The following is a 17,784-nucleotide window of genomic DNA, read 5'->3' as shown; positions in this document are numbered from 1 at the left end:
GGGGGGGGGGGGGGGGGGGGTGGGGGGGGGGGCTCTTATTCGGGGCGCGGGCCCCGGGGGGGGGGGGGGGGCCGGCGCGGGGGGGGGGGGCACCCCGGGCGCGGGTCCCCCCCGCGGCCCGTTCGTCGTTCTCAGCGGGTGTTCACGGCCGCCAGAGCGGATGTTCGCGGTCGGCCCACGCCCGGCTCACCGATCCCGTGCGCAGGCCCCGCCGCGCCTCCGGGTCGCCCAGCGCCATACCGATGTGGCCCGCGAGGACGATACCGACGGTGAGGGCCAGCCAGTCGTGGACGAAGGTCGCCGAGGTGCGCCACATCAGCGGGGTGAGGTGGGTGAACCACATCAGCAGACCGGTGCCCAGCATCACCAGGGTCGCCCCCGCGATCCAGGCCGCGTAGACCTTCTGCCCCGCGTTGAACTTGCCCGCCGGACGGGACTCCGGGTCCTTGTCGCGGCGCAGTGCCGCCCGCAGCCACACCCGGTCGTGCGGGCCGAAGCGGTTCAGGAACCCCAGGTCGCGGCGGAACGCCCGGGAGACGAGGCCCGCGAGGACCGGGACCGGCAGCGTCAGGCCGGCCCATTCGTGGACCCGGACGACGAGTTCGCGGCGGCCGACGAGTTCGGCGAACTGCGGGATGTACAGGCAGGCCGCGGTGGCCACGCACACACCCATCAGCACGGCGGTGACCCGGTGCACCCAGTGCTCGGCCCGGGTGAAGCGCCGTACGTGGGAGGAGCGCACGGCCCCGGCCGGGGGCGTGTCAGCTCGTGGGTTCATCGTCGCGTCCGTTCGAACGGCCGACCCAGGCGTCGACGTCGTACCCCCGGTCCTCCCAGTACCCGGGACGGACGTCCTTGGTGACCGTGATGCCGGAGAGCCACTTGGCGGATTTGTAGAAGTACATCGGGGCCACATAGAGACGGACGGGGCCGCCGTGGTTGTGGCCGACGGGCTTGTCCTGCATGCGCAGGGCCACCAGGACGTCCGGGCGCCGGGCCTGACGCAGGGTGAGGCTCTCCGTGTACGTCCCGTCGAAGCAGGTGAAGCGGATGGCGCCGGCCGAATGGTGCACCCCTGCGGCGTCCAGCAGGTGCGACAGGCGTACGCCCTCGAAGGGGGTGCCCGGAACCCGCCAGCCGGTGACGCACTGGACGTCGTGCACCAGCCGGGTCTGGGGCAGGGCGCGCAGGTCGGCGAGGGTGTAGCTGGTGGGACGGTCGACCAGTCCGTCGACGGTGAGCCGGTAGTTCGTCTCGTTCTTGTGGGGGACGGACGCCGCCACCGAGTAGTAGCGGAAGCCGCCGCCGTTGGGCAGCAGCCCCGTCAGGCCGGTGGGGTCCTTCTGGGAGGCACCGGCGAGGAAGGCGTCCATCGCGCGCTGGAGCGTGGGAGCGGTCACCAGGCCGAGGGCGCCGAGTCCGAGTGTGCCGAGGAGCACCCGGCGGCCGATGGGCCTGCCGCGCTCCGCGGACGCCTCGTGCTCCTCGCGGTCTTCCTCGTGTTCCCGGCGGTCCCCGTGTCCCGCGCGGACGTCACCGGCCTCGCGGACTCCGCGGTCGTCGCGAGCCTCGTTCTCCTCGCGGTCTTCCGGTTCCCGTGGTTCGGGGCGCTCCGGCTCGCGGGGCTCCGGCCGCTCGGGTTCCCGTGGCCTCGGTCGCTCCGGGTCCGGTTCCCCGGGCCTTTCAGTGTTCACCCCTTGATTCGAGCACCCGCCACCCCCAAAAAGCCAGCGGTGGCGGGTGCTCGTCAGCGTTCCGTCATCTCTTGTCACCCGTGGACCGTGAACATCGGCCCCGCGCAGGACGGCAGGGCCTCATCAGGTGGTGGACTCGGCCGCCTTGTCCAACTGGAACGCCTCGTTGCCGAGCCCGATCCGGGCGTGCGCCTCGGGCTTGCGGGAGCGCAGCAGCAGCCCCTGGACGAGTCCGGCGACCAGCGCGACCCCGATGACGGCCGGCAGCAGCACGTTCAGGACGGAGTCCGGACCCGAGCCGACGAGGACGTCGAAGTCCTTGACCGTGTACACCGCGATGACCAGCAGGGCGAGGCCCGCGATCGCGGAGGTGACCAGACGCCAGGACTGGGCGCGGGCCGCGCCCCGGCGGACGAAGAACACGATGACCGAGAGCGAGGCGGCCGCCATCAGGAGGGTGACGCCGAGCGCTCCGACGTTGCCGCCCCAGGTGAAGAGCTGGAGCACAGGCGCCGTCGGGTCTCCGGCCGGCCTGTCGTCGGACAGGGCGAAGCCGCCCACCACGATCAGGGAGACCACGGTGTGCAGGAGCGAGCCGGTACCGGGGGCTCCGCTGGACTCGGAGGTGCGGCCGAAGGCGGCGGGCAGCAGCCCCTCGCGGCCCATGGCGAAGGCGTACCGCGCGACGACGTTGTGGAAGCTGAGCAGCGCCGCGAACATGCCGGTCACGAAGAGCACGTGCAGGACGTCGGTGAACGTGGAGCCGAGGCGTGAGTCGGTGAGGAAGAACAGCAGCCCGGCGCTCTGCTTCTGGGACGTACCCACGATCGCGGAGGGTCCGGTGGCGACGGTGAGCGCCCAGGAGCTGATCGCGAAGAAGACGGCGACGAAACCGATCGCGAGGAACATGACGCGGGGCACGAGGATGTGCGGCCGGCTGGTCTCCTCGGCGTAGACCGGGGCCTGTTCGAAGCCGGTGAAGGCGGCGATGCAGAAGCACAGCGCGGTGCCGACGCCCGCTCCGGTGAGGGTGTCGGGGTTGAAGGCGTGCAGCGACAGGCCCGCCTTGGCGGGATCGCCGACGGCCGCGACATCGAAGACGACGACGAGCGTCACTTCGATGACCAGCAGGACGCCGAGCACCCAGGCGTTGACGTCGATCTTCAGCCAGGCCAGCGCCCCCACGACGAGCACGGCGGCCAACGCCGGTATCCACCAGGCGACTTCGGTGTCGAGATAGGTGGCGAACAGCCCGGAGACCTCGAAGCCGAAGAGGCCGTAGATCCCGACCTGGAGCGCGCTGTAGGCGACGAGGGCGACCGCGGCGGCGCCCGCGCCCGGGGTGCCGCCGAGCCCGCGCGAGATGTACGCGTAGAAGGCGCCCGCGTTGTGGACGTGCCGGCTCATCTCGGCGTACCCGATGCTGAAGAGCACCAGGACGATGCCGAGGATGACGAAGAGCAGCGGCTGCCCGACGATGCCCATCACCGCGAATGTAGTGGGCATGACACCCGCAACCACCATAAGGGGGGCGGTGGCCGCGAGAACGGACAGCAGCAGACCCGCCGTGCCCAGCCGGCCGGCGCGCAGGGCCCGGTCCTGTCCCTTGAACGTGCTGATGCCGGCGCCGTCGGCGTCGGGTCTTCCCGTGCTCGACGTACTCGGCGTGCTCGAACTGTCCGTCGTCATCGCGGGGGCGTCCTTTCGGATGTCAGGTCTTCGGGGGCGTTCACACCGTGCCGAGCACGCGGTCGCGCGCGGCGCGGAAGGCTTGGTGTCCGTCGCGGTCCGGGTACGACCACGGAGCCGCGGCCGGGTGGTCCGCGATCCGCAGGAACAGGGCGGCGGCCTCGCCGTCCCGGCCCTCGCAGATCTTGGCGTGGGCGAGGAAGTTGAGGTCGACGAGACGGCGCGGGTGGTCACCGTGCTCCCACTCCAGCCACCAGTCGAACGCGGCCTTCATCACCTGGCGGGCCCGGCGCCCGGCCCAGTGCCCGGAGGTGACCGGGTCGGCGGGCTCGCTCCCGGCGCCGGCGAGCACCCGGAAGCGCTCGGCGTGCGCGACGACCGGAAGGATCGCGAGCGGCGAGTCGGCGGGCGCCTGCTCGGCCGACCAGTTGGCGAAGTCGTACACCTCGTGGAGCGGGTCCTGGCCCGCCGCGGCGCGGCGCTCGGCGAGCCGGGCGACCATCAGGTGATGCGCGTGGTGATGGACGGCGTGCCGGTGGCGCACCTCGTCGAAGAGACGGACCACGTCGTCCTCGGCTCCGAGCGAGCGCTCCAGGAGGAGGAGTCCGAGCCAGGGGGTGGGGTCGTCGGGGACGAGCGCCGCCGCCCGCCGGCAGGCCTCGCGGGCACTGTCGGGGCGTTCCTTGCCGTGCAGGGCGCGTTCCACGGCGGCGCAGCCGAGGAGGACGGCGGCGTCGGCGGATTCCGGTTCGGCGAGCTGCCAGTCGCGGGCCCAGGCGAGCGTCGCCGACTCCTGCGCGAGGACGGTGACCCGGTGCCCGCGGCGGTCCCAGTCGTCGCCCGTCGCCGCGAGCAGTTCCCGGACGTCGGTCCACCGCCCCTGGTTCAACGCGGCGCGTGCGGTCACGAGTTCGGCGTCGTCGAGGGCGGCGTCGAAGGCCTGGGACGCCCGCTTGCGGCCGCGACCCAGGGGAGGTGGGGGTGGTGACACCGCTGCTCAACCTCACAGGCGCGGTTCGTCAAAGTGTGATCACGCACAGCAAACCCGGAGCCACCGGTTCAAGTCAAGCGCGGGCCGTGTCACTACACGTGTCAACTGCCCGTATGTATAGACCAGTTACCTTCACTGCTCCCACAAAGTCCTGAACAGGCGCCTTGTCCGCCCGACTTGGACGGCCTTCATCCCGCCGAGCCGGGGACGGCCGCCCCTGTCCTGATGACAACGGCCGCCCGGGGCGGGCGACTTGGACCGAGCCCCCGGCCGCGAGGGCCGGGGACCACGAGGACCGTCCGAGGGTGATCGGCTCAGCCCGCGGGCCGCCCGCCAGGCTGCGGGATCAGCCCGCGGGCCGCCCCCCAAACTGCCGGCTCAACCCCCGGGCCGCGCGGGACACGATCGCCTGGGCCCGCCGATCGCCCGGGAGGTGATCACTTCACCGCCTCGGCCGCCGCCCGGCCCGCCGTGCGGCCGGAGAAGAGGCAGCCGCCGAGGAAGGTGCCCTCCAGCGAGCGGTAGCCGTGGACTCCGCCGCCGCCGAAACCGGCCGCCTCACCGGCGGCGTACACACCCTCCAGCGGGTCGCCGCCCTCGGCCAGGACCCGCGAGGAGAGGTCCGTCTCCAGTCCGCCGAGGGTCTTGCGGGTCAGGATGTTGAGGCGCACCGCGATCAGCGGGCCGGCCGCGGGGTCGAGGATGCGGTGCGGGCTCGCCGTGCGGATCAGCTTGTCGCCGAGGTAGTTGCGGGCCCCGCGGATCGACATGACCTGGAGGTCCTTGGTGAAGGGGTTGGCGATCTCCCGGTCCCGCGCGACGATCTCGTGGCGCAGCGCCGCCTCGTCGATGAGGGGCTTCTCGGTGAGCGCGTTCATCCCGCGCACCAGCGCGCCGAGATCCTTCTCCACGACGAAGTCGACACCGTTGTCCATGAAGGCCTTGACCGGTCCGGGCACGTCCGCGCGGGCCCGGCCGAGGACGCCGCGGATCGACTTGCCGGTCAGGTCGGGGTTCTGCTCCGAGCCGGAGAGCGCGAACTCCTTGCCGATGATCTTCTGGTCGAGCACGAACCAGGTGTAGTCGTACCCGGTCTTCATGATGTGTTCGAGGGTGCCGAGCGTGTCGAAGCCCGGGAAGAGCGGTACGGGCAGCCGGCTGCCGCGCGCGTCCAGCCAGAGGGAGGAGGGGCCCGGCAGGATGCGGATGCCGTGCTTGTCCCAGATGGGGTTCCAGTTCTGGATGCCCTCGGTGTAGTGCCACATGCGGTCGCGGTTGATGAGGCGGGCGCCGGCCTCCTCCGTGATCCCGAGCATGGCCCCGTCGACATGGGCGGGGACACCGGAGATCATCCGCTCGGGCGGGGTGCCCAGCCGCTCCGGCCAGTTGGCGCGCACGAGGTCGTGGTTGCCGCCGATGCCGCCGGAGGTCACGATCACGGCCTGGGCCCTGAGCTCGAAGGCACCGGTGACCGTACGGCTGCTGGCCTGGCCGCGCTCGATGCCCGACGGCTCCAGGACCTCCCCGGTGACGGTGTCGACGGAGCCCGCGCTGCGGGACAGGCCGGTGACCCGGTGCCGGAACCGCAGCTCGACCAGTCCGCGGGCGACCCCTTCCCGCACCCGGCGCTCGAAGGGCGCGACGAGGCCGGGCCCGGTCCCCCAGGTGATGTGGAAGCGCGGCACCGAGTTGCCGTGCCCGTTGGCGTCGTAGCCGCCGCGCTCGGCCCAGCCCACCACGGGGAAGAAGCGCACGCCCTGCGCGTGCAGCCAGGGCCGCTTCTCGCCGGCCGCGAAGTCGACGTACGCCTCGGCCCAGCGGCGCGGCCAGTGGTCCTCCGGCCGGTCGAAGCCGGCCGTGCCCATCCAGTCCTGGAGGGCCAGCTCGTGCGTGTCCTTGATCCGCATGCGGCGCTGTTCGGGCGAGTCGACGAAGAAGAGCCCGCCGAAGGACCAGTGCGCCTGGCCGCCGATCGACTGCTCGGGCTCCTGGTCGAGGAGGATCACCTTGCGGCCGGCGTCGACGAGCTCCGCGGTCGCCGCGAGCCCCGCGAGGCCCGCTCCGATGACGATCACATCTGCGTCGTAGGCCATGGGCCCGTCCTCTCGGCAAAATCCGACGGGTCCGACCGGGCCGGCGTCACGAGGACGACTTGATGACGTTTGTCACGAACCGATCGGCGTCGTCGCTGGTTGGTGAGACATTGGTGGTGGTCGACCACGCGGCCGGCCAGCACGTGTCACTGATCGGTCCGAATCCTCGGCAAGAAAGGTGACCGAGTCAACTGCCCGGTTCCGGTTGTTCCCGGGGGCGGGTCCACGGCCCATGGCACTACAGTCGGCGGGATACGCAACACTGGCCCGCCCCGACTTCTGACGCATCGAGGTACCCAGCGTGTCGGTACTGGTTCTGGTCCTCGCCGTGAGCGCGGCCTGCTGCCTGGGATTCGGCTTCGTGCTCCAGCAGAACGCCGCCTCGCACGCCCCGCTCAGCGACTTCCTCTCGCCGCGCATCCTGCTCGACCTCATCCGGGTCCCCCGCTGGCTGGGCGGTATCGGGCTCATGGTGTGCGGCATGGTCCTCGGGGCGGTCGCGCTCGGCAACGGCGAGGTCTCGCTGGTGGAACCGCTCCTCGCCACCAACCTGCTCTTCGCGCTCGCGCTCTCCCGCCATCAGACCAAACAGCCGCTGGGCCGGCAGGGCTGGGCCGGGCTGCTGCTGCTCGCCGGCGGTGTCTCGGCGTTCATCATCGCCGGGCAGCCGCAGGGCGGCGAGGCCGTCGACGACCCGCTGCGGCACTGGCTGATCATCGGGATCGTGGTCGGGCTCGCCCTGCTGCTCACCACCTGTGCGAAACGGTCCCGGCTGAGCGCCGGACCCGTGCTGCTCGCCACCGCCGCCGGCCTGCTGTACGGCCTTCAGGACGCGCTCACCCGGGTCAGCGGCCAGCGGTTCAGTGCCGACGGGCTGGCCGAACTGCTCACCAGCTGGCAGCCGTACGCGGTGCTCGTCCTCGGCGTGACCGGGCTGATCCTCGTCCAGAGCGCCTTCGAGACCGCGCCCCTGCGGATGTCGCTGCCCGCGCTCACCGCCGCCCAGCCGCTGGCGGGCATCGTCTGCGGGGTGGGCTTCCTCGGTGACCAGCTGCGCACCGACGCGGGCGCCCTCGCCTGGCAGGCGGCCGGGCTCGCCGGCATCGTGACGGGGATCGTCCTGCTGGGCATGCACCCGGCGATGCCCTCGGGCACCGCGGAACCGGAACACTCGCGGGACCTCCAGCCGCACTGAGCGAGCCGCCCACCCCCGGACCGCCCGGCCCCGCGGCACCGCACCCGGCCGCCGTCGCGGCACCGCCCCGCGCCTGGCCCCGCGCACCACGCCGTCCGGCCCACGCCCCGGCCGACGGGCCGCCTCACCACCCCGACGGCCCCGCACACCACCCCGACGGCCGCGAGCACCGCCACCGCGGGGCCCGGAGCTGCTTGGATGGAACCCATGAACGCCGCTGACGAGATCCTCGACATCGTGGACGAGAACGACGAGATCATCGGACAGTCCCCGCGCGGGGAGGCGTACGCGCGCGGGCTGCGCCACCGGTGCGTGTTCATCGAGGCGCGGGACGCCCGGGGGCGGCTCTTCGTCCATCGGCGCACCCCTACGAAGCTGGTGTTCCCCTCGTTCTACGACATGTTCGTGGGCGGGGTCGTCGGCACGGGCGAGTCCTACGACGACGCGGCGCTCCGCGAGGCCGAGGAGGAACTCGGCGTCTCCGGGCTCCCCCGGCCGACTCCGCTGTTCAAGTTCCTGTACGACGACGGGGCCGGCGCGACCTGGTGGTCGGCCGTGTACGAGGTCCGCTGCGAGCTTCCGGTGAACCCGCAGGCGGAGGAGGTCGCCTGGCACGACTTCCTCACCGAGGACGAGGTGGAGCGCCGGCTGGAGGAGTGGACGTGGGTGCCGGACGGGCTGGCGGCGTACGAGCGGCTCACGGACTACCGGGCGATGGACTGATCCGTCCGGCCGAACGCGGCCGGGACGGCACCGGAGGAGCCCCGCGCGAGGCTCCCCGGTAGTGTCCTGGACGTGATCGAACTCGTGCGCAATGTCCGGTTGTGGTTCGCGCCGCAGGAGATCCGGTCCGAGGGCGCGACCCCGGACTACCGGTTCTCGCTGGCCAACGAGCGGACCTTTCTGGCCTGGCTGCGCACCGCGCTCGCGCTCATCGGCGGCGGCTTCGCCGTGGACCAGTTCCTGCCGGACCTGCGCTGGGCCTGGCGGGCGGGCCTGGCCCTGGCGCTGCTGGCGGCGGGCGTGCTCTGCGCGCTGCGGGCCGTCAATCACTGGATCCGCTGCGAGCGGGCGATGCGGCGGGGCGAGGACCTGCCGGTGTCGCGCTTCCCGGCACTGCTGAGCATCGTCGTGGCGGTCGTGGCGGTCGCGATGGTCGTCGTCGTCCTCGTCGGCTGGGCGGGATGACCACCCCTCTCCGCGAGGAGCGCGACCCGGGCCTCCAGCCGGAACGCACGCGGCTGGCCTGGCGCCGTACGACCCTCTCCTGCACCGTCGCCGCCGTGCTGGCGGCCAAGGCGGCGCTGCACGAGCGCGACTCGGCCGCCGGGATCATGGCGTTCGCGCTCTGCTGTGCCGCCTGGCTCGCGTTCCTGGCCCTCGCCCACCGCCGCATCCGGACCCTGGCGGCCGCGGGCCCGGCGGGACCGTACGCACTCGCGCCCCGGCACGCGTCGGCGACGGCGCTGTGCACGGTGGCGCTGGCCGTGTTCGCCGTGGCGCTGGTGTTCTAGGTGCCGGGTGCTCCTGGTGCCGGGTGTTCCTGGTGCCGTCTCCCCCTGAGCAGTCCTCGTCCGGGTGCCGGGTGCTCCGGGTCCCGTCTCCCCGGGAGCGCCCCTCGTCCGGGGGAGACGCCGATCACGTTTGGCGCAGCGGCTGGACGACATACCGACTGGTCGGCATCATGGTCATGTCCCGATTCCCGTGTGCTGAGGAGCGACAGATGAGCCCGGACCACCCGCCAGGTCTCGATCTCGACCGGCTGCGCGGCCTGCTCGACCGTGAGCGGCCCGGACTGGTGAACGGCCCGCTGAGCGGCCGGCTGATCGAGGGCGGACGGTCGAACCTCACCTACGCGGTCACCGACGGCACCGCCCGGTGGGTCGTACGAAGGCCTCCGCTGGGCCATGTGCTGGCCACGGCGCACGACATGAGGCGTGAGCACCGCGTGATCAGCGCGCTGCACCCGACGGCCGTGCCGGTCCCGGACCCCGTGCTGCTGTGCGAGGACGAGTCGGTGCTCGGCGCCCCGTTCTACGTCATGGAGTTCGTGGAGGGCACCCCGTTCCGCACGGCCGACCAGCTCGCCCCGCTCGGCCCGCAGCGCACCCGCGACGCCGTGCTCGGCCTGGTGGACACCCTGGTCGAACTGCACGCGGTGGACCCGGCCGCGGTCGGTCTCGCCGACTTCGGCCGACCCGAGGGCTTCCTCGACCGGCAACTGCGGCGCTGGGGCAAGCAGTTGGCCGCCTCCCGCAACCGCGAGCTGGCCGGCATCGACGAACTGCACGCGGCCCTGGGCCGCGAACTGCCCACCTCGCCCGCGCCCACCGTCGTGCACGGCGACTACCGGCTCGACAACGTGCTGATCGGACCCGACGACCGGATCAGGGCGATCCTGGACTGGGAGATGTCCACGCTCGGCGACCCGCTCACCGACCTCGGACTGCTGGTCATGTACAGCACGCGCCTGGAGCTGCCCGACTCCCCCATCAGCACGACCGCGTCGGCCGCCGGACACCCCCCGGCGAGCGAGATCGTCGAGCGGTACGCCGCGCGCTCGGGGCGCGACGTCTCCGCGGTCTCCTGGTACACGGCCTTCGCCTGGTTCAAGCTGGCCGTGATCCTGGAGGGCATCCACTACCGCTACACCAAGGGCCAGACGGTCGGAGCGGGCTTCGACCGCATCGGCGAGCTGGTTCCCGTCTTCATCGAACACGGCCTGACCACCCTTCAGGAAGGCTGATCCGTCATGGACTTCGCATTCGACGCGCGCACCGAAGAGCTGCGCGGGAAGCTGCTCGCCTTCATGGACGAGTACGTGTACCCGGCGGAGGCCGTCGCGGAGGAGCAGCGCGCCCTGCTGGCCTCGCCGTGGGACACGCCCGCCGTGGTCGGCGAGCTGAAGGCCGAGGCCCGCAGGCAGGGTCTGTGGAACCTCTTCCTGCCGGACTCCGAGTACGGCGCCGGGCTGACCAACCTTCAGTACGCGCCGCTCGCCGAAATCACCGGCCGCAGCCCGCACTTGGCGCCCACCGCGCTGAACTGCGCCGCTCCGGACACCGGGAACATGGAGGTGCTCACCCAGTTCGGTGACGAGTCCCAGCGCAAGCAGTGGCTGGAGCCGCTGCTGGCCGGGGAGATCCGTTCCGCGTTCGCGATGACGGAGCCCGAGGTCGCCTCCTCGGACGCGACGAACATCACCACGCTCATCGAGCGGGACGGCGACGAGTACGTCATCACGGGCCGCAAGTGGTACATCTCCGGGGCGATGAACCCCGACTGCAAGATCTTCATCGTGATGGGCAAGACGGACCCGGACGGGGCCGACATCCGCCGCCAGCAGTCGATGGTCCTGGTCCCGCGCGACACACCGGGCCTGGACGTCCGGCGCGCGATGCAGGTGTACGGCTACGAGGACCACTCCCACGGCGGGCACGCGGAGGTCGTCTTCGATCACGTCCGCGTCCCGGCGAGCAACCTGATCGGCGAGGAGGGCGGCGGGTTCGCCATCGCGCAGGCGCGGCTCGGTCCCGGCCGGATCCACCACTGCATGAGGCTGATCGGCATGGCCGAGCGGGCCATCGAGCTGATGTGCCGCCGGGCGGTGTCCCGTACGGCGTTCGGCAAGCCGCTGGCCCAGCAGGGTGTCGTGCAGAACTGGATCGCCGACGCCCGGGTCACCGTCGAGCAGCTTCGTCTGCTGGTCCTGAAGACCGCCTGGATGATGGACACCGTCGGCAACAAGGGCGCCCACACCGAGATCCAGGCCATCAAGATCGCCACTCCGCGCGCGGTCGTGGACATCCTGGACAAGGCGGTCCAGCTGCACGGCGCCGGAGGCGTCAGCCAGGACTTCCCGCTGGCCGAACTGTGGGCCGCCGCGCGGACGCTGAAGCTCGCCGACGGTCCCGACGAGGTCCACCAGCGCTCGCTGGCGTACCGGGAGATCAAGAAGTACGCGTGACGCCGACCGGCCCCGCCGGTCCCGTACCCGGGGGCGCCGCCCCCGGGCCCCCGCTGCTCGAACGCCGGAGGGGCTGATTCTTCAGCCCCTCCGGCGTTCGAGGACGAGACGTCGTCAGGGGCGCAATGCGCGCAGGAGCAGGTCCGCCAGGTGGTCGGCGACCTCCTGGGGGGCCAGGGGGCCGTCGGGGCGGTACCAGGTGGACAGGTGGTGGACCGAGCCGAAGTGGTAGTCGACGACCAGGTCGGCGGGGGTGGCCGTGGAGAAGACGCCCTTCTTCTGGCCCTCCTCCACCAGGGCACGGAAGCGCTCGTGGTAGCGGCGCCGCTCGGACCGCACCTGCTTGAGCTTCTCGGGGCCCAGCTGGTGCATCGACCGGAAGAAGATCGAGGCGTCGTCGAGATTGTCGATGGTCGTGACGACCACGTCGGCCGCCGCACGCCGCAGCCGCTCCTCGACCGGCGCGTCGGCGTCCGCGAAGGCGTCCAGCCGCTCCTGCTGGAGGCGCAGCACGCGCGCGTAGACCTCGTGCAGGAGGTCGTCCTTGGAGCCGAAGTAGTGGTACAGCGCGCCCTTGGTGACGCCCGCCGCCTCGACGATCTCCTGCACCGAGGTGCGGTCGTAGCCCTGCTCCGCGAAGAGCCGGGTGGCGGCGGCCAGCAGCCGCTGCGGGACGGGCGTACCGTCACCGTCCGTCGTCCTGGGCACTGCCGCCACCTGCCTTCCGTGCGTTCACATCGATGTCCGTCGTGTGCGAGGAGTCCTGGAGACTACTGGGAGTCCTGGGACCGGGAACGCAGTTCCCGACGAAGGATCTTCCCACTCGCCGTCTTCGGCAGTTCGGGCAGGATCTCCACCCGCCGCGGATACTTGTAGGCGGCCAGTCTCTCCTTGCAGTACGCGGCCAGCGCGTCGGGGTCCTCGGCGGCCCCGGGGCGCAGGCTGATGTACGCCATGATGGTCTCCCCGCGGTAGCCGTCCGGGATCCCGACGACGGCCGCCTCGCGGACCGCCGGGTGGGTGTGCAGGACGTCCTCGACCTCGCGCGGCCAGACCTTGAAGCCGGACGCGTTGATCATGTCCTTCTTCCGGTCGACCACGTAGAGCCAGCCGTTCTCGTCCATGAAGCCGATGTCGCCGGTGTGCAGTTCACCGTCCGGGAAGGTCTCGGCGGTGGCTTCGGGACGACGCCAGTAACCGGGCACCACCTGCGGACCGCGGACGAGGATCTCGCCCTGCTCTCCGAAGGGGACCTCCTGGCCGAGGTCGTCGACGATACGTACGACCGAGTCCGGTCCGGGCACGCCCACGGCGAGGGTCCCGGAGGCCGGGTCCACCGGCGCCTCCAGCCCCGGCGGCACGGAGGCGCAGGGCGCGGTGCACTCGGTGAGCCCGTACCCGTTGCGGATGTACGGCCCGAAGCCGGCCCGGAACCGCTCGACGAGGGCGGGCGGCAGCGGGGCCCCGCCGGAGGAGATGTTCACGAAGGAGGAGAAGTGGTCCGGCGTGACGTCCGGGTGGGCGGCCAGCGCCATGAAGGCGGTCGAGGGGCCGACGGTGTAGAGCGGCCGGTGCTCGGCGAAGGCGTCGAGGACGACCCCGGCCTCGAAGCGGTAGGCGAGGACCAGCGTGCCCGCGCTGTTCAGGCAGGCGGCGAGCTGGCAGACCATCCCGGTGATGTGGAACAGAGGCGCCATCGCGAAGTACACGGGCGCCTCGGGCAGCGCGAGGCCGGTCCGCTGCCGCTCGGCGTTGTACATGATGTTGCCGTGCGTGTTGGTGGCTCCCTTGGGGGTGCCGCTGGTGCCCGAGGTGTAGCTGATCAGCGCGATGTCGGACGGGCCGAGGACGCGGTCGCCGGGTGCCTTGTGGCCGTGCCGGGCGACGGCGAGGAGGTCCTCGGCCGCCTCGTCCACGGGCAGTCTCGCGAAGGCCAGCACGCGTTCGTCGTCGCGGGTCTGGAGATCCCGTTCGCAGGCCGTCAGGACGGCCCGTACCGGCGAGTCGGCGGCGGTCTCGCGCAGGTACGCGTCCCAGGCGCGGTCGGAGCAGACGAGGGCGATCACCTCGGCGTCGTGCAGGACGTGCCGGACCTCGCCGGACTTGTACATCGGGTTGACCGGCACGACCGTCGCGCCGGCCTTCCACGCGCCGAGGAGGGCGATCACGAAGTGCGGGGAGTTCTGGAGCATGATCGCCACGCGGTCGCCCCGTTCCACCCCCCGCGCGGCGAGGTGCCCGGCCACGGAGTCGCTCAGCTCGTCGAGCTCGCGGTAGCTCAGCCGCCCGTCGAAGTAGGCGAGCGCGGTGCGGTCCGGGGTGTGCGCGGACACGTCGGCGAGGGCGTGCACCAGGGTGTCGGCGGGGTTCACCGGCCCGCGCTGCGCCTCGCTGAGCAGGGCCGTCCAGGGCTTGTCGGCGTAGCGGGTCACTCGGCGGTCTCCCACTTCTGCTGGAGGTGGTTCATGTTCGTCATCCAGCGGTCGGGGTCGGCGGCCCGTGCCTGGTAGTACCCGGCGACCTCGGGGTGCGGCAGGACCAGGAAGCGGTCCTCCGCGATGCCCTTCATGAGCGCGTCGGCGACGGCCTCGGGCTCGATGGCGGTGGGCTGGAGCACCAGGTCGCCCGCGCTGCCGGTGGCCTCCAGCATGTCGGTGCGCACGCCCTGGGGGCAGATCGCGTGCACCTTCACCCCGCGGTGGCGGTACGTCAGGGACAGCCACTCGGCGAACGCGTACGCGCCGTGCTTGGTGACGCTGTACGGCGCGGCGCCGATCATCGTGAGCAGGCCCGCGGCCGAGACGGTCGAGACGAACCGGCCGCTGCCGCGCTCCAGCCAGTCCGGGAGCAGCGCGTGGGCGGCGCGCACGTGGGCCATCACGTTGACGTCCCAGGCCAGGGCCCACACGCTCTCGTCGGCCGCCTCGGAGCCGCCCGAGGCGACTCCCGCGTTCGCGCAGTAGACGTCGACGGTGCCGTCGAGGGCGTCACGGGCCTCGGTCACGATCGCGGAGGCGTCGCCCACGACCGCGATGCCGCCGATCTCGTCGGCCACGGCCTTCACCCGGGCCGCGTCGAGGTCGTTGACCACGACCCGTGCTCCCTCGGCGGCGAAACGGCGGGCCAGCGCGGCCCCGATCCCGCCCCCCGCTCCGGTGACGACGACTCCCGCACCCTGCATGGCTTCCACCACGGGTCTCCTTCGACGCGACGTGACACGGCTCTGCTGCGACGCCAGACTAACCGGTCGGTATGTAGCAAGGGAAGGGTTCCCGGCCACCGGGCGGACAGTGCCGTGACGAGCCACGACAGGCCGGTCGGGTCCGTGGCCTACGAAGTTCCCCCGGAAGCCCTTAGCGTGCCTGTGCCAGCCTTCCGCGATCACGGAGGTCCCACCATGCGCATGTCCCGACGGTCACTGCTCGCGGCCGGCACCGCCGCGGCCGCCCTGACTCCCCTGCCCGCCGACGCGGCGGCGCGTACCGCGAGCCCCGGCTCCCGGCTGCGCACCGGCTTCGAGCGTCTGGCCGGGGACGGGTACGCCCTCCTCGGCGGCGGGCGCGTCGGCATGGTCACCAACCCCACGGGCGTCACCCGCGACGTCCGGCACGTCGTCGACGTCATGCACGCCGACGACCGGGTGGACCTGACCGCCGTCTTCGGCCCCGAGCACGGTTTCCGGGGCACCGCGCAGGCGGGCGGGTCCGAGGGACGCTACGACGACCCGGCGACCGGACTGCCCGTCTACGACACCTACTTGAAGAGCGGTCAGCCACTCGCGGACATCTTCGCCGCGTCCGGCGTGGACACCGTCGTCTTCGACATCCAGGACGTGGGGGCGCGCTTCTACACGTACATCTGGACGCTGTACGACTGCATGGAGGCGGCGCGGCTGGCCGGCAAGCGGTTCGTCGTGCTGGACCGGCCGAACCCGGGAACCGGCCGGTCGGCCCAAGGGCCGGTCCTGCACAAGGAGTTCGCGACGTTCGTCGGACGGCAGCCTATCGCGCAGGCGCACGGGATGACGGTGGCGGAGCTGGCCCGGCTCTTCAACGGGGAGTTCCTGGCGGCACCCGTGGAACTGGACACGGTGCTCATGTCGGGCTGGAGGCGCGACCGGTTCTACGACGCGTCGGGGCTGCCCTGGGTGCCGCCGAGCCCGAACATGCCGACACCGGACACAGCGCTGGTGTACTCCGGGACCTGTCTCTTCGAGGGGACGAACCTGTCGGAGGGGCGGGGTACGACCCGCCCCTTCGAACTGCTCGGCGCGGAGGACCTCGACGGGCGCTGGGCCGCGGCGGCCGGTGAACTGGGGCTGCCCGGCGTGCACTTCAGAGAGGCCTACTTCGCTCCCACGTTCTCCAAGTTCCAGGGAAAGACCATCGGGGGCGTCCAGATCCATGTGCACGACCGGGCGGCGTTCGAGCCCGTCCGCACCGGGATCGCCCTGCTGGTGACCGCGAAGAAGGTGTGGAGCGGCTTCGCGTGGCGCTCCGACAACTGGATCGACAAGCTGACGGGCTCGACGCTGGTGCGCACGATGATCGACGCGGGTGCCGGCACCGACGACGTCGTGGCGGCCTGGCAGGACGAGCTGGAGGCCTTCCGCAGGGTCCGGAAGCACTACCTCCTCTACAAGTAGGACAAGCCCGCTGCCACGAACGAGTGAGTCCGCGTGACGGATAGGTCGTCATGTATGGCCAACTCTCCCCGCCGGGTGGACGATGCGCCCATATCGCACCACCCGCGGGGTCAGGGGGCCTGACATGACGGAACCGGCAGTGAGCGTTTCTCCCTACTGGGAGCTGGTCTTCGACGCGGACGGGGACGTGGACGGCCGGGAACGGGACCGGTGGATCGAGGAGGTGCCGCGGCGACGGGTCCGCGACCTGATCGTCTTCGCGCACGGCTGGAACAGCGACCGCTCGGCGGCCACCCGCATGTTCGGCCAGTTCTTCGAACCCGTCCCCGCGCTCGCGCCGGCCGCACGCCTCGGATTCGTGGGCGTGGTCTGGCCCTCGATGCGGTTCTCGGACGAACCGATCCCGGACTTCTCCCCGTCCGTGGCCCCCGATGTCACCGGGGACAGCGCCTCACCGCTCGGCAAGAACACCCGGCACGCCCTTCTGGAGGTGTTCCCCGGCCGCGCCACCGTCGTCGAGCAGATCGCCCGGCTGCTCGAACAACAACCCGACGACGGAGCCTCGTTGGAGGAGTTCGGCCGGCTTGTACGGCTGCTCGTGGAGGTCCGGCCAGGGGGTCCGCAGGCCTCCTTCGCGGCGGACACCCTCGCGGAGGGCGTCCCGGAGAGCGATCCCGAGATGCTCTTCGGGGACACCGCGACGGTGTGCGGCGAGTTCGCGCGGGCGCTCGCCGGGGCCGGGACCCCCGGTGCCGGGACGTTCGCGCCGCCCCGGTTGTGGGACGGAGCGCTCGAACTGCTGCGCCAGGCGACGTACTACGCCATGAAGAGACGCGCGGGCACGGTCGGCGAACGCGGGCTCGGCCGGGCGGTCGGTCAGCTCGCGGCGGCGGCGCCCGACGTGCGGGTGCATCTGGTCGGGCACAGTTTCGGCGCCCGGCTGGTCTCCTTCGCGCTGCGCGGGCTGCCGCCCGGAGTGCGGGCGGTGAAGTCGGTGACGCTGCTCCAAGGCGCCTTCTCGCACTACGCGTTCGCCTCGCGGCTGCCCCACGATCCGCGCGCGAGCGGTGTGCTGGACGGCCAGTACCACCGCATCGACGGCCCGCTGGTGTGCTGCTACTCCCGTTTCGACTCGGCGCTCGGCACGGTCTACCCGCTGGCCTCACGGATGGCGGGGGACAACCGGTCCGTCGTGGCGGACTTGGGCATCGGCCGTGCGCTCGGCGCGCAGTGGGGTGCGATGGGGCACGACGGGGTGCAGGCGGTGCCCGGGACGACGTCGTTCACGCTGGCCGAGGCGCTGCGCACCCGGCTTCCGGTCTCGGGGTGCGTGAACGTCGACGCCGCCTCGGTGGTGTGCCGGGGTGGCGCCCCGGCGGGTGCGCACAGCGACATCTGTCATCGCGAGCTGGCACAGGTGGTGCTGGCGGCGGGCCGCGTCAGGTGACCCGCCGCCGTTCAGGGCCTGTCCGGCGGATCACTCCGGACAGGCCCTGAGCGCCGATCGCCC

Annotated in this window: 16 protein-coding genes; 8 read left to right on the top strand and 8 right to left on the bottom strand. The window is 72.0% G+C overall.

Annotation, left to right across the window (positions count from 1 at the left end):
- Positions 1-142: 142 nt before the first annotated feature.
- The 5 genes from ACF07B_RS38205 to ACF07B_RS38185 form a co-directional block, all read right to left on the bottom strand.
- Positions 143-778, bottom strand: a complete 636-nt coding sequence (locus tag ACF07B_RS38205; protein WP_369485628.1) for a cytochrome b/b6 domain-containing protein — start codon at positions 776-778, stop codon at positions 143-145.
- Positions 762-1,451 (bottom strand): molybdopterin-dependent oxidoreductase, encoded by a 690-nt coding sequence (locus ACF07B_RS38200; RefSeq protein ID WP_392182324.1) that lies wholly within the window; start codon positions 1,449-1,451, stop codon positions 762-764. Before ACF07B_RS38200 ends, ACF07B_RS38205 begins: the two co-directional genes overlap by 17 nt.
- Before the next feature lie 366 nt (positions 1,452-1,817).
- Positions 1,818-3,383 carry an APC family permease gene (locus ACF07B_RS38195; protein WP_369485627.1) on the bottom strand — a complete coding sequence of 522 codons (1,566 nt, stop codon included), beginning with the start codon at positions 3,381-3,383 and terminating at the stop codon, positions 1,818-1,820.
- A 40-nt stretch (positions 3,384-3,423) separates the two neighbouring features.
- Positions 3,424-4,374: a hypothetical protein gene (locus ACF07B_RS38190; protein WP_392182296.1), complete on the bottom strand. Its 951-nt coding sequence runs from the start codon at positions 4,372-4,374 to the stop codon at positions 3,424-3,426.
- A 437-nt stretch (positions 4,375-4,811) separates the two neighbouring features.
- Positions 4,812-6,467, bottom strand: a complete 1,656-nt coding sequence (locus ACF07B_RS38185) for an FAD-binding dehydrogenase (RefSeq protein ID WP_392182295.1) — start codon at positions 6,465-6,467, stop codon at positions 4,812-4,814.
- Between the two features lie 301 nt (positions 6,468-6,768).
- Here ACF07B_RS38185 and ACF07B_RS38180 point away from each other — a divergent pair, with 301 nt between their 5' ends.
- The 6 genes from ACF07B_RS38180 to ACF07B_RS38155 all read left to right on the top strand — a co-directional run bounded on the left by ACF07B_RS38180 (position 6,769) and on the right by ACF07B_RS38155 (position 11,629).
- Positions 6,769-7,662, top strand: a complete 894-nt coding sequence (locus tag ACF07B_RS38180; protein ID WP_362400219.1) for a DMT family transporter — start codon at positions 6,769-6,771, stop codon at positions 7,660-7,662.
- A gap of 207 nt (positions 7,663-7,869) precedes the next feature.
- Entirely contained in the window at positions 7,870-8,385 is a 516-nt protein-coding gene (locus ACF07B_RS38175) for an NUDIX hydrolase (RefSeq protein WP_369486609.1), read from the top strand.
- A gap of 72 nt (positions 8,386-8,457) precedes the next feature.
- The gene (locus tag ACF07B_RS38170) at positions 8,458-8,850 is read left to right on the top strand and encodes a YidH family protein (protein ID WP_369486610.1); all 393 of its coding nucleotides are present in this window, start codon (positions 8,458-8,460) and stop codon (positions 8,848-8,850) included.
- Complete coding sequence (locus ACF07B_RS38165; protein WP_369486611.1) at positions 8,847-9,176, top strand: DUF202 domain-containing protein; 330 nt, start codon at positions 8,847-8,849, stop codon at positions 9,174-9,176. The genes ACF07B_RS38170 and ACF07B_RS38165 overlap by 4 nt, the downstream gene beginning before the upstream one ends.
- Before the next feature lie 209 nt (positions 9,177-9,385).
- Positions 9,386-10,408 carry a phosphotransferase family protein gene (locus ACF07B_RS38160; RefSeq protein WP_326788717.1) on the top strand — a complete coding sequence of 341 codons (1,023 nt, stop codon included), beginning with the start codon at positions 9,386-9,388 and terminating at the stop codon, positions 10,406-10,408.
- 6 nt (positions 10,409-10,414) lie between these two features.
- Positions 10,415-11,629: an acyl-CoA dehydrogenase family protein gene (locus ACF07B_RS38155; RefSeq protein ID WP_384240352.1), complete on the top strand. Its 1,215-nt coding sequence runs from the start codon at positions 10,415-10,417 to the stop codon at positions 11,627-11,629.
- Positions 11,630-11,743: 114 nt separating this feature from the next.
- Here ACF07B_RS38155 and ACF07B_RS38150 read toward each other — a convergent pair whose 3' ends face one another.
- The 3 genes from ACF07B_RS38150 to ACF07B_RS38140 all read right to left on the bottom strand — a co-directional run bounded on the left by ACF07B_RS38150 (position 11,744) and on the right by ACF07B_RS38140 (position 14,822).
- The gene (locus tag ACF07B_RS38150) at positions 11,744-12,337 is read right to left on the bottom strand and encodes a TetR/AcrR family transcriptional regulator (RefSeq protein WP_362400234.1); all 594 of its coding nucleotides are present in this window, start codon (positions 12,335-12,337) and stop codon (positions 11,744-11,746) included.
- A gap of 62 nt (positions 12,338-12,399) precedes the next feature.
- Positions 12,400-14,061 (bottom strand): class I adenylate-forming enzyme family protein, encoded by a 1,662-nt coding sequence (locus tag ACF07B_RS38145; protein WP_392182294.1) that lies wholly within the window; start codon positions 14,059-14,061, stop codon positions 12,400-12,402.
- On the bottom strand, positions 14,058-14,822 hold the full coding sequence (locus ACF07B_RS38140; protein ID WP_392182293.1) for an SDR family oxidoreductase: 765 nt from the start codon (positions 14,820-14,822) through the stop codon (positions 14,058-14,060). The genes ACF07B_RS38145 and ACF07B_RS38140 overlap by 4 nt, the downstream gene beginning before the upstream one ends.
- Positions 14,823-15,026: 204 nt before the next feature.
- Here ACF07B_RS38140 and ACF07B_RS38135 point away from each other — a divergent pair, with 204 nt between their 5' ends.
- Together ACF07B_RS38135 and ACF07B_RS38130 are read left to right on the top strand one after the other, a co-directional pair.
- A complete protein-coding gene (locus tag ACF07B_RS38135; RefSeq protein WP_392182292.1) occupies positions 15,027-16,274 on the top strand; it encodes an exo-beta-N-acetylmuramidase NamZ domain-containing protein in 1,248 nt (415 codons plus the stop codon).
- A 124-nt stretch (positions 16,275-16,398) separates the two neighbouring features.
- A complete protein-coding gene (locus ACF07B_RS38130; protein ID WP_392182291.1) occupies positions 16,399-17,721 on the top strand; it encodes a serine-threonine protein kinase in 1,323 nt (440 codons plus the stop codon).
- Positions 17,722-17,784 lie beyond the last annotated feature (63 nt).

Source organism: Streptomyces sp. NPDC015532 (assembly GCF_043078065.1).
Lineage (GTDB): Bacteria > Actinomycetota > Actinomycetes > Streptomycetales > Streptomycetaceae > Streptomyces.
Note: the sequence above shows the minus strand (reverse complement) of the source record. Positions and strands in the feature narration are given on the sequence as shown.